At 70.5% G+C, this 9,363-nt stretch carries 13 protein-coding genes; 3 read left to right on the top strand and 10 right to left on the bottom strand.

The genetic code is table 11. The features are described from left to right. Nucleotides 1-113: 113 nt before the first annotated feature. Genes tolA through ribD form a run of 10 tightly spaced genes read right to left on the bottom strand, consistent with a single transcriptional unit; the run spans nt 114 to nt 7,645 of the window. On the bottom strand, nt 114-1,025 hold the full coding sequence (gene tolA, locus V6M57_RS09125) for a cell envelope integrity protein TolA (RefSeq protein ID WP_332814669.1): 912 nt from the start codon (nt 1,023-1,025) through the stop codon (nt 114-116). A 3-nt stretch (nt 1,026-1,028) separates the two neighbouring features. Beyond that, nucleotides 1,029-1,454: a biopolymer transporter ExbD gene (locus V6M57_RS09120; RefSeq protein ID WP_332814668.1), complete on the bottom strand. Its 426-nt coding sequence runs from the start codon at nt 1,452-1,454 to the stop codon at nt 1,029-1,031. Nucleotide 1,455: 1 nt separating this feature from the next. Continuing rightward, the gene (gene tolQ / locus V6M57_RS09115; RefSeq protein ID WP_332814667.1) at nt 1,456-2,142 is read right to left on the bottom strand and encodes a protein TolQ; all 687 of its coding nucleotides are present in this window, start codon (nt 2,140-2,142) and stop codon (nt 1,456-1,458) included. After that, the gene (gene ybgC, locus V6M57_RS09110) at nt 2,139-2,549 is read right to left on the bottom strand and encodes a tol-pal system-associated acyl-CoA thioesterase (protein WP_332814666.1); all 411 of its coding nucleotides are present in this window, start codon (nt 2,547-2,549) and stop codon (nt 2,139-2,141) included. The genes tolQ and ybgC overlap by 4 nt, the downstream gene beginning before the upstream one ends. Further along, nucleotides 2,549-3,733, bottom strand: a complete 1,185-nt coding sequence (locus tag V6M57_RS09105; protein ID WP_332814687.1) for a pyridoxal phosphate-dependent aminotransferase — start codon at nt 3,731-3,733, stop codon at nt 2,549-2,551. The genes ybgC and V6M57_RS09105 overlap by 1 nt, the downstream gene beginning before the upstream one ends. Nucleotides 3,734-3,735: 2 nt before the next feature. After that, the gene (nusB, locus tag V6M57_RS09100; protein WP_332814665.1) at nt 3,736-4,260 is read right to left on the bottom strand and encodes a transcription antitermination factor NusB; all 525 of its coding nucleotides are present in this window, start codon (nt 4,258-4,260) and stop codon (nt 3,736-3,738) included. Beyond that, complete coding sequence (ribH, locus tag V6M57_RS09095) at nt 4,260-4,721, bottom strand: 6,7-dimethyl-8-ribityllumazine synthase (RefSeq protein WP_332814664.1); 462 nt, start codon at nt 4,719-4,721, stop codon at nt 4,260-4,262. The genes nusB and ribH overlap by 1 nt, the downstream gene beginning before the upstream one ends. Nucleotides 4,722-4,729: 8 nt before the next feature. Further along, nucleotides 4,730-5,851 (bottom strand): bifunctional 3,4-dihydroxy-2-butanone-4-phosphate synthase/GTP cyclohydrolase II, encoded by a 1,122-nt coding sequence (ribBA, locus tag V6M57_RS09090; RefSeq protein ID WP_332814663.1) that lies wholly within the window; start codon nt 5,849-5,851, stop codon nt 4,730-4,732. Then, on the bottom strand, nt 5,848-6,489 hold the full coding sequence (locus tag V6M57_RS09085) for a riboflavin synthase (RefSeq protein ID WP_332814662.1): 642 nt from the start codon (nt 6,487-6,489) through the stop codon (nt 5,848-5,850). The genes ribBA and V6M57_RS09085 overlap by 4 nt, the downstream gene beginning before the upstream one ends. Nucleotides 6,490-6,493: 4 nt before the next feature. Next, on the bottom strand, nt 6,494-7,645 hold the full coding sequence (gene ribD / locus V6M57_RS09080) for a bifunctional diaminohydroxyphosphoribosylaminopyrimidine deaminase/5-amino-6-(5-phosphoribosylamino)uracil reductase RibD (protein ID WP_332814661.1): 1,152 nt from the start codon (nt 7,643-7,645) through the stop codon (nt 6,494-6,496). Nucleotides 7,646-7,875: 230 nt separating this feature from the next. On the opposite strand from ribD, the gene V6M57_RS09075 reads away from it, so the two are divergent. The 3 genes from V6M57_RS09075 to pilV are packed head-to-tail and all read left to right on the top strand — an operon-like array spanning nt 7,876 to nt 9,361. Continuing rightward, a complete protein-coding gene (locus V6M57_RS09075; RefSeq protein WP_332814660.1) occupies nt 7,876-8,310 on the top strand; it encodes a type IV pilin protein in 435 nt (144 codons plus the stop codon). Between the two features lie 8 nt (nt 8,311-8,318). Continuing rightward, on the top strand, nt 8,319-8,774 hold the full coding sequence (locus tag V6M57_RS09070; RefSeq protein WP_332814659.1) for a GspH/FimT family pseudopilin: 456 nt from the start codon (nt 8,319-8,321) through the stop codon (nt 8,772-8,774). Further along, nucleotides 8,768-9,361 carry a type IV pilus modification protein PilV gene (gene pilV, locus V6M57_RS09065; RefSeq protein ID WP_332814658.1) on the top strand — a complete coding sequence of 198 codons (594 nt, stop codon included), beginning with the start codon at nt 8,768-8,770 and terminating at the stop codon, nt 9,359-9,361. Before V6M57_RS09070 ends, pilV begins: the two co-directional genes overlap by 7 nt. Nucleotides 9,362-9,363: the final 2 nt, after the last annotated feature.

The raw sequence follows: 9,363 nt of genomic DNA, 5'->3' as shown, positions 1-9,363 counted from the left end.
CTCCGAACTTCGCCCGCGCGGGTTCGGGCGACGGGAGATGGATCCCGGCTTCCGCCGGGATGGCACCCTTGCCGGGATGACACCCTTGCCAGGATGACAGCTGGCAGCGCCGCTCAATCCTTCGGCCGGAACACCAGTTCCATGGGCGTGACCACGCGCCCGTCGACGTCGCGGGGGAGCACCTCGGTGCGATCCAGTGCGCGCAGCACGGCGTCGTCCCAGGTCCTGACGCCGCTGGACTTGACGATGCGCTTGCCCACGATGGTGCCGTCCGGGGCCAGCCGGACTTCGACGACCGCCGTCGGGTTGCCGGGGATGTCGTCGGTGAAGACGATGTTGGGCTTCACGCGGGCGCGGATGCGGCCGGCATAGCCGCTGGACGGACCGGCGCTGCGGATGGCCGTGCCCGTGGCTTCGCGCGGGCCCGTGGCGCCCGCCAGGCCCTGGATGCGGGCCATTTGCTCTTCGCGGATCTTCTCCCGGCGCTGCTCTTCCTGCTTCGCGCGCGCCTTGGCCTGCTGCTCCTCCTTGCGCTTCTCCTCGGCCTCGCGCTTGCGCTTTTCCGCCAGTTGGCGTTCCTGCTCGCGCTCCTGTTCCTGCTTGCGGGCCTCTTCCTTGCGGCGCGCTTCTTCCTCGCGCTTGCGCTTGTCGGCCGCGGCCTGGCGCTGGCGCTCGGCTTCGGCTTCCTGCTTCGCCTTCTCCTGTTCCTGCCGCTCCTTCTCCTGCTGCAGGGCGATCTCGGCATCGCGCTGCGCCGGTGCGGGTGCGGGCGCGGGCGGCGGCGGTGCCGGCTGGGGCGGCGGTGGCGCCGGCGGCGCCTCCACCGGCTTGGGGGCGGCCTGCTGCGGCGTGCTGGCCCACAACTCGGCTTCCACGGCGACGGACTCGTCGTCGTGCTTCCATTTCAGGCCCCAGCTGAGCGCGAGCACCAGCACCAGGTGGGCCAGCACGGCCAGGCCGACGGAGCGCGACCAGCCGCCTTCGGGCGGGGGCGTGAACTCGGGGCGTTCGGCGGTCGTCTGCATCGTTCAGGGCACCATCTGCACGGACAGGCCGACGCGCTGCACGCCGGCGCGCTGCAGGGTGTCCATCACCATGACCACGGTTTCGTACTTCACGCTGCGGTCGGCGCTGATCACGACGGCCACCGAGTCCTGCGGTTGCCCGGCCTGCGCCGCCACCACCGAGGCCGCCAGTTCGGCCAGCGACAGGGCGCGCGACTGGTCGCCCGACTTGAGCACCAGCTTTTCGTCCTTGCCCACCACCACTTCCAGCTTCCGGTCGGGTGAGCGCTTGGCCTTGCCCACCGTGGGGAGGTCGATCAGGCTGGGGGTGATCAGCGGCGCCGTGACCATGAAGATGATCAGCAGCACCAGCATGACGTCGATGAACGGGACCATGTTGATCTCGTTGATCGTGCGGCGGCCGCGGCCGCGGCTGGCTACGTTGGGCATCTCAGTGGGCCGCCGCGGCGCTGAGGTTGCGCTGCAGGATGTTGGAGAACTCCTCGATGAAGGTCTCCAGCCGGATGGCGACGCGGTCGATGTCGCGGGCGAAGCGGTTGTAGGCCACCACCGCGGGAATGGCGGCGAACAGGCCGATGGCCGTGGCCACCAGGGCCTCGGCGATGCCGGGCGCCACCGTGGCCAGCGTGACCTGGGTCAGGCTGGCCAGGCCGGTGAAGGCGTGCATGATGCCCCACACGGTGCCGAACAGGCCCACGTACGGCGACACCGAACCGACCGAAGCCAGGAAGGACAGGTGCGATTCGACGGCGTCGACTTCGCGCTGGTAGCTGGCGCGCATGGCCCGGCGGGCGCCGTCCAGCACCGTGCCGGGGTCCTGGATGCGGCGCTCGCGCAGCTTCTGGTACTCGCGCATGCCGCTGGCGAAGATGCGCTCCATCGGGCCGGCGCTGCGGGCGTTCTGGGCGGCATTGGCGAACAGCTCGTTCAGGCTGGTGCCGGACCAGAAGTCGCGCTCGAAGTCCTCGTTGAGGGACTTGACGCGCCGCAGGGAGAACAGCTTGCCGAAGATGGCCGCCCAGCTGGCGACGGACACCACCACCAGCAGCAGCATCACCAGTTGGACGACCCAGCTGGCCCCCAGCACCAGTTGCAGGATCGAGAGGTCTTGATTCATCGTGTGTTCAGTGTCTGCAGGATCACGGGCGGGATTCTGGCAGGCCGAAGCGTGGCTGCGTCGACCCAGCCGATGCGGATGGTTCCTTCGGCGAGCAGCTCGCCGCCGGCGTGTTGAAGAGCTTGCTGGCGCAGGGTCATGGCAACGCGGCCTGCTTCTGTGAGCTCGGCCGTGACGCGAAGTTCATCGTCCAGCCGGGCCGGTCGCAGGTAGCGCACCGCCGTCTCCGACACCACGAACATGCCGCCGGTGCGCTCGCCCAGGTGCGCCTGCCCGATGCCCATCGAGCGCAGCCACTCGGTGCGGGCACGCTCGAAGAACTTCAGGTAGTTGGCGTAGAAGACGATGCCACCGGCATCGGTGTCTTCCCAGTAGACCCGGATCGGCCAGCTGAAAGGGGCCGCCATCAGGGCGCCATCTCCCGCAGCCGCCGCGCCGCTTCCTGCAGGTGCTCCATGCTGCTGGCCGTGGAGAAGCGGACGAACCGCCGCGCATCGGCGCTGCCGAAATCGCGCCCGGGCGTCACTGCCACGTGGGCCTGCTCCATGATCCGGAACGCCAGCTCCCAGCTGCCCGGAACGCCCAGCGCCCGGCACCAGGCCGAGCAATCGGCCCACGCGTAGAAGGCGCCATCCGGCACCACCGGCACGCTCAGCCCGAGTTCGTCCAGCGCCGGGATGAACCAGTCGCGCCGGGCCCTGAATTCCGCCCGCCGCCGTTCGTATTCGGCGATGCTGTCCGGCTCGAAGCAGGCCAGCGCCGCGTACTGCGCCACGGTGCTGGGGCAGATGAACAGGTTCTGCGCCAGCCGCTCCAGCACCGGCACCAGCTCCTGCGGCGCCACCAGCCAGCCCAGGCGCCAGCCGGTCATGTTGAAGTACTTGGAGAAGCTGTTGATGCTGACCACGTCGTCGCCCAGCGCCAGCGCCGAGTGGCCGAAGCGCTCCTCGTAGCTCAGGCCCAGGTAGATCTCGTCGACCAGCGTGATGCCGCCGCGCGAGCGCACCACCTCGTGGATGCGGCGCAGTTCATCGGGCTCGATGGACGTGCCCGTGGGGTTGGAAGGCGACGCCAGCAGCACGCCGCGGGTGCGTTCGTTCCAGTTCGCCTGGACCGCGGCCGCCGACAGCTGGAAGCGCTCGGCCGCGGTGGTCGGCACCAGCACGGCTTCGCCCTCGGCCGCGCTGACGAAGTGGCGGTTGCAGGGGTAGCTGGGGTCCGGCATCAGCACCTGGTCGCCGGCCTCGATCAGGGCCAGGCAGGCCAGTTGCAGCGCCGCCGAGGCGCCGGCGGTGACCACGATGCGCGAGGCCGGCACCTCCAGCTCGAACCGCCGGCGATACCAGTCGCTGATGCGCTCGCGCAGGGCATCCAGGCCGGTCGCCTGCGTGTACTGGGTGGCGCCGGCGCGGATGGCGCGTTCGGCCGCCTCCTGCACCAGCGGCGGCGCGGTGAAATCCGGCTCGCCGATGTTGAGGAAGACCATCGGGCGGTCGCTGCGCGACACCTCGCGCGCCAGTTGCGTGGCGGCCTTGGCCACTTCCATCACGTAGAAGGGTTCGATGCGCCCGGCGCGCCTGGAAATGCGCAGGCTCACGGGCGTGCCTTCCCGGCGGCGCGGTCGTTCTCGACCTCGGCGGCGCGCAGCTGGGGCGCCAGCCCGTTGAGCACGCCGTTGACGTACTTGTGGCCGTCGGTGCCGCCGAACTCCCTGGCCAGCTCGATGCACTCGTTGATCACCACGCGCCAGGGCACGTCCAGCGCGTGCCGGAATTCCCAGGCGCCGATCCACATCACCGCGTGCTCGATCGGCGAGATCTCGGGCAGCTTGCGGTCCAGCAGCGGCACGATCAGCGCGTCGAGTTCCTGCGCCTGCTCGATGCAGCCGTGCAGCAGCGCGTCGTAGTGCACCGAATCGGCCTTGTGGAAGCCCGCCAGCCCGCGCGTGAACTGGTCCACGGAGGCGGCGTCGTTGCGCCCGACCAGGTGCTGGTACAGGGCCTGCAGCGCGAACTCGCGCGCGCGGCTGCGTGCCGACTTGGCGGAGGCCTTGCGGGCGCCGGTGGCCGTTCGGCCGGGCACCGCCTTCGCAGTCGCCGTCTTTCGTTCCCCGGTCATCAGATCGCGTCCAGCAGGTTGGCCATCTCCACCACCACGCGGGCAGCGTCCACGCCTTTTTCCGTCTGGCGGGCGACCGCCTGGTCCAGGTTCTCGGTGGTGAGGACGGCGTTGGCGACCGGCAACTGGTAGTCCAGCGCCACCCGGCTGACGCCAGCGGCCGATTCGTTGGCCACCAGCTCGAAGTGGTAGGTCTCGCCGCGGATCACGCAGCCCAGGGCGACCAGCGCGTCGTAGCGGCCCTTCTCGGCCAGCGCCTGCAGCGCCACCGGGATTTCCAGCGCGCCGGGGACGAAGAAGTGGTCGATGTCGCCGGCTTCCACGCCCAGCCGCGCCAGCTCGCCCTTGCAGGCCTGCGCCAGGGCGTTGGTGATGCCTTCGTTGAAGCGCGCCTGCACGATGCCTATGCACAGGCCCTTGCCGTCCAGCCGGTCGGCCTTGCCTTTCTCAGCGCCAAACATGGATGTCCTTATCGGGATTGCTGCGGGGCCAGGTGCCCGGTGATTTCGAGTCCGTAGCCGGCCATGCTGGGCAGGCGGCGCGGCTTGCCCAGCAGCGTCATGCGCTGCACGCCGCAGTCGCGCAGGATCTGCGCGCCGATGCCGTAGGTGCGCAGGTCCATGCGGCCGCGCTCGGGCGCCTGCGCCGGTCGCGCCGTGCCTTCGAACTGCGCCAGCAGCTGGTCGGCCGACTCGCCGCAATTGAGGAGCACCGCCACGCCCTTGCCGGTGCGGGCGATGTGCTGCAGGCTGGCGTCCAGGCTCCAGGAGTGCATGGAGCGGCCCGTCTCCAGCGCGTCCAGCACCGACAGGGGCTCGTGCACGCGCACCGGAACGGATTCGTCCGGCGACCAGTCGCCCAGCACCAGCGCCAGGTGCAGGCCCTGGCTGGGCTGGTCCTGCCAGGCATGGGCGACGAAGCGGCCCCAGGGCGTCTGCAGCACCCGCGAGCCGACCTTGCGCACCAGCGACTCGGTGCGGCTGCGGTACTCGATCAGGTCGGCGATGGTGCCGATCTTCAGGCCGTGCTCCGCGGCGAAGGCCTGCAGGTCCGGCAGCCGCGCCATGGTGCCGTCGTCCTTCATGATCTCGCAGATCACGGCGGCGGGCGTCAGGCCGGCCATGCCGGCGAGGTCGCAGCCGGCCTCTGTGTGGCCGGCGCGCATGAGCACGCCACCCTCGACCGCCTGCAGCGGGAAGATGTGGCCGGGCTGGACCAGGTCGCGCGGGCTGGCGTTGCGCGCGACCGCCGCCTGCACGGTGCGCGCACGGTCGGCGGCGGAGATGCCGGTGGTCACGCCCTCGGCCGCCTCGATGGAGACGGTGAAGGCGGTGCCCATCTTGGTGCCGTTGCGCGCCACCATGGGCGGCAGGTGCAGCCGCTCGCAGTGCTCGCGCGTCAGCGTCAGGCAGACCAGCCCGCGGCCGAAGCGCGCCATGAAGTTGATCGCCTCGGGCGTGACGTGCTCGGCGGCCAGGACCAGGTCGCCCTCGTTCTCGCGGTCCTCCTCGTCGACCAGGATCACGATGCGCCCGGCCTTCAGCTCGGCGACGATCTCCTCGACGGGTGCGATGGCGGCGTCGGTCTTCATGCGGGCTCCTTCGTCGCCTGGGCGCCGGCACCCAGCATGCGCTCGACGTAGCGGGCGATCAGGTCGATCTCGAGGTTGACGCGGCTGCCGGGTCGCAGCGCATGCAAGGCGGTGTTCTGCACGGTGTGGGGGATGAGGTTGATGCTGAGTTCGCAGCCGTCTGCGCCGTCCTGCACGGTGTTGACGGTCAGGCTGACGCCGTTGACGGCCACCGAGCCCTTGTAGGCCAGGTACCGGCCGAGCGAAGCCGGCGCGAGGATGCGCAGCTCATGGCTTTCGCCGACCGGCTCGAACCGGGTGACGGCGCCGACGCCGTCGACGTGCCCCGACACGATATGGCCGCCCAGGCGATCGTGCGCGCGCAGGGCCTTTTCGAGGTTGACGGGGCCGGGCCGGTCGAGGCCGCTGGTCTTGTCCAGCGATTCCGCCGAGAGGTCCACGGCGAAGCGGGAGCGGTCGGCGGCCAGGGTGGTGACGGTCATGCAGGCGCCGTTGAGGGCGATGCTGTCGCCCAGGCCCACGTCCTCCAGGTAGCCGGCGGGTGCCTCGACGGTGATGCGCTTGCCGTGCTGACGGCTGGCGCCGAGGTCCTGGACGGCGACGATGCGCCCCACGCCGGTGATGATTCCGGTGAACATCCCGCTATTTTCGCATCCCCGTCAGTCCTGCTCCGGACTGCACGGGGACGGCGGCGCGCTTGCCGGGGCCGGCCACCCGGGCCAGCACCCGCAGGTCGTCGCCGACCTTTTCCACCGAGGTGAACTGCAGCGGCAGCGCGTCCGCCAGGCCCGCCAGCGGCGCGAGGTTCGCCATCGGCTGGCCCGGTCCGATCAGCCTGGGAGCCAGGTACACCAGCAACTCGTCGACCAGGCCTTCGCGCAGCAGCGAGCCATTGAGCTTGTGGCCGGCCTCGACGTGCAGCTCGTTGACCTCGCGCGCGGCCAGGTGGTGCAGCAGGGCGGCCAGGTCGACCTTGCCGCCCGCGCCGGGCAGGGAGACCACTTCGGCGCCGCGCTCCTGCAGTTCCAGCCAACGGGGGGAGGGCGGCTGCGCGGTGTAGATCCAGACCTTCCGCGCCGGGCCGAACAGGCGTGCCGAAAGCGGCACCTCCAGCCGGCTGTCGACCAGCGCGAGCGGGGGCTGGCGGGTCGTGGGTGCCAGCCGCACGTCCAGCAGCGGGTCGTCCTGCAGCACGGTGCCGATGCCGGTGAGCACCGCGCCGGCCCGCGCGCGCCACGCATGGCCGTCGGCGCGCGCCGCCTGCGCCGTGATCCACTGGCTGCGGCCATCCTCCAGCGCCGTGCGGCCGTCCAGCGAGGCCGCCACCTTCAGGCGCACCCAGGGCGTGCCGCGCTCCATGCGCGCGAAGAAGCCGGGGTTCAACTCGCGGCTCTGCGCCTCGCCCGGCCCCACCTGCACCTCGATGCCGGCCGCGCGCAGGCGCTCGAAGCCGCGGCCGCCGACCCGCGGGTTGGGGTCGCCGGTCGCCGCGACCACCCTGGCGATGCCGGCGGCGATCAAGGCGTCGCAGCAGGGGCCGGTGCGTCCGTGGTGGGAGCAAGGCTCCAGCGTCACGTAGGCGGTGGCGCCCCGGCTGCTGCGGCCCGCGGCGGCGGCGTCGCGCAAGGCGACGATCTCGGCATGGGGACCGCCGGCTTCCTGGGTATGGCCCTGCCCAACCACCGAACCGTCCGGCGCCACCAGCACGCAGCCGACGCGCGGGTTGGGCTCGGACAGGCCGACCGAGCGGCGTGCCAGGGCCAGCGCATGCTGCATGGGGTCCTGCGGGGGCATCGGCGGATTGTCCGCCATTGCGCGCGCGCCACCTGTCCGCTGCATGAACGGAATGTGTCACCGGCCCCAGCCACTTGGCTGGTGCCATTGACCGGTTGTGTCATCGGCCCCAGCCACTTGGCTGGTGCCATTGACCGGTTGTCGGGCTGGCGGTGGCAGGGGCGGGGCGCCGCGCTATGTTCCGGTTGCCCGAAAAAAGAAAAGCAGCGCCCGGAGGAGGAGAGCCGTCCATGAGAAAGAGGAAGAGCCGGGGTTTCACCCTGATCGAACTGATGATCACCGTGGCCATCATCGGGATCCTCGCGGCGGTGGCCTACCCCTCGTACACCCGGTACGTTGCCAAGGCCAAGCGGGCGGCAGTGCAGTCGTTCATGCTCGGCGTCAGCAGCAAGCAGGAGCAGCACATGCTCAACGCGCGCAGCTACTTCGCCATCCCCACCGGCACGGCGGCCGAGTGGACCGCCAAGGGCATCAGCCTGCCATCGGACGTGCCCGGCAACTACATCGTCACGATCGCGGCAGACAATGCCGCCACGCCGCCGACGTACACCGTCACGGCCACGCCCCAGGGCAGCCAGGCATCGGCCGACAGCGCTTGCGGAACCCTCACGTACGACAACACCGGCGTGAAGGGCAAGTCCGGATCCGGAACGGGTTGCTGGTGAAGCGGCGCATGTCCTGGACCGGCAGCCAGCCGTTGCGGTATCAGCGGGGCTTCACGCTGATCGAACTGATGGTCACCGTCACCCTGATCGCCGCGTTGCTGGGCCTGGGCGTCCCCTCTTTCCGGCAGTTCATGGACACCCAGCGGGTCAAGTCGGCGGCTTTCGACGTTGCGGCAGCGCTCCTGATGACCCGCAGCGAGGCGATCAAGCGGAACAAATCCATCACCCTGGCGCCGGTCGGTGGTGCGTGGGAGAACGGGTGGACCGTCAAGGACGGCGCCACGACCCTGCTCAAGCAGGATGCGGTCGGCGTGACGATCGAGGGGCCGTTGCCAAGTCTCGAATTCAACGCCGTGGGACGCGTAGCGGCCACTACCACTTTCGAGCTCACCGGCAGCACCGCCGTGCGCTGCGTGACGATCGATCTCACGGGAATACCTTCCACGAGGTCCGCAGCATGCTGAGCGTCGTCCGCGCCCGCCGCCTTCCGCCCCGGCGCAGCCAGCGGGGCGCCACCCTGATCGAGATCCTGGTTTCCCTGCTGATCCTGATGTTCGGCCTGCTCGGGCTGATCGGCGTCATGGTCCAGAGCCAGCGCGCGCAGCTGGAGTCCTACCAGCGCGTTCAGGCGCTGTTGCTGGTCCAGGACATGGTGGCCCGCATCAACACCAATCGGGTTGCGGCCGACTGCTACGTGCAGGCCGCGGCCATGGGCACCGGGAACAACGCCGTCCCGGACGCCAGCGCCTGCGGCGTGGGCACCGCGGACCAGAAGACCCGTGCCACCCAGGACCTGACCGAGTGGAAGTCCCTGCTGCTGGGCAGCGCCGAGGTGTCCGGTGGCAGCAACGTCGGCGCCATGCTGGGGGCGCGCGGCTGCATCACCAAGGATGCGGCGACCGGCGTCTTCCAGGTCGCCGTGGTCTGGCAGGGTAGCCAGACGGTCGGCGCGCCGCCGGCCGGCATCACCTGCGGCCAGGGCTCCTACGGTGCCGACGATGCCCAGCGGCGCGCCGTCAGCGTGACCATCCTGCCTTCCACATCGACCTGAGC

The sequence above is a fragment of the Ramlibacter sp. genome, assembly GCF_036676645.1.
In the GTDB taxonomy this organism is placed as follows: Bacteria; Pseudomonadota; Gammaproteobacteria; order Burkholderiales; family Burkholderiaceae_C; genus Ramlibacter.
The sequence above is the reverse complement of the archived record's forward strand: the minus strand, read 5'-3'. Positions and strand labels throughout refer to the sequence as shown.

Excerpts from the sequence above, each read along its gene's own strand:
- V6M57_RS09085 (WP_332814662.1), bottom strand. The coding sequence starts at position 6,489 with ATGTTCACCGGAATCATCACCGGCGTGGGGCGCATCGTCGCCGTCCAG.
- ybgC (WP_332814666.1), bottom strand. The coding sequence starts at position 2,549 with ATGGCGGCCCCTTTCAGCTGGCCGATCCGGGTCTACTGGGAAGACACC.
- nusB (WP_332814665.1), bottom strand. The coding sequence starts at position 4,260 with ATGACCGGGGAACGAAAGACGGCGACTGCGAAGGCGGTGCCCGGCCGA.
- ribH (WP_332814664.1), bottom strand. The coding sequence starts at position 4,721 with ATGTTTGGCGCTGAGAAAGGCAAGGCCGACCGGCTGGACGGCAAGGGC.
- V6M57_RS09120 (WP_332814668.1), bottom strand. The coding sequence starts at position 1,454 with ATGCCCAACGTAGCCAGCCGCGGCCGCGGCCGCCGCACGATCAACGAG.
- V6M57_RS09075 (WP_332814660.1), top strand. The coding sequence starts at position 7,876 with ATGAGAAAGAGGAAGAGCCGGGGTTTCACCCTGATCGAACTGATGATC.
- V6M57_RS09070 (WP_332814659.1), top strand. The coding sequence starts at position 8,319 with ATGTCCTGGACCGGCAGCCAGCCGTTGCGGTATCAGCGGGGCTTCACG.
- tolA (WP_332814669.1), bottom strand. The coding sequence starts at position 1,025 with ATGCAGACGACCGCCGAACGCCCCGAGTTCACGCCCCCGCCCGAAGGC.
- tolQ (WP_332814667.1), bottom strand. The coding sequence starts at position 2,142 with ATGAATCAAGACCTCTCGATCCTGCAACTGGTGCTGGGGGCCAGCTGG.
- ribD (WP_332814661.1), bottom strand. The coding sequence starts at position 7,645 with ATGCCCCCGCAGGACCCCATGCAGCATGCGCTGGCCCTGGCACGCCGC.
- pilV (WP_332814658.1), top strand. The coding sequence starts at position 8,768 with ATGCTGAGCGTCGTCCGCGCCCGCCGCCTTCCGCCCCGGCGCAGCCAG.
- ribBA (WP_332814663.1), bottom strand. The coding sequence starts at position 5,851 with ATGAAGACCGACGCCGCCATCGCACCCGTCGAGGAGATCGTCGCCGAG.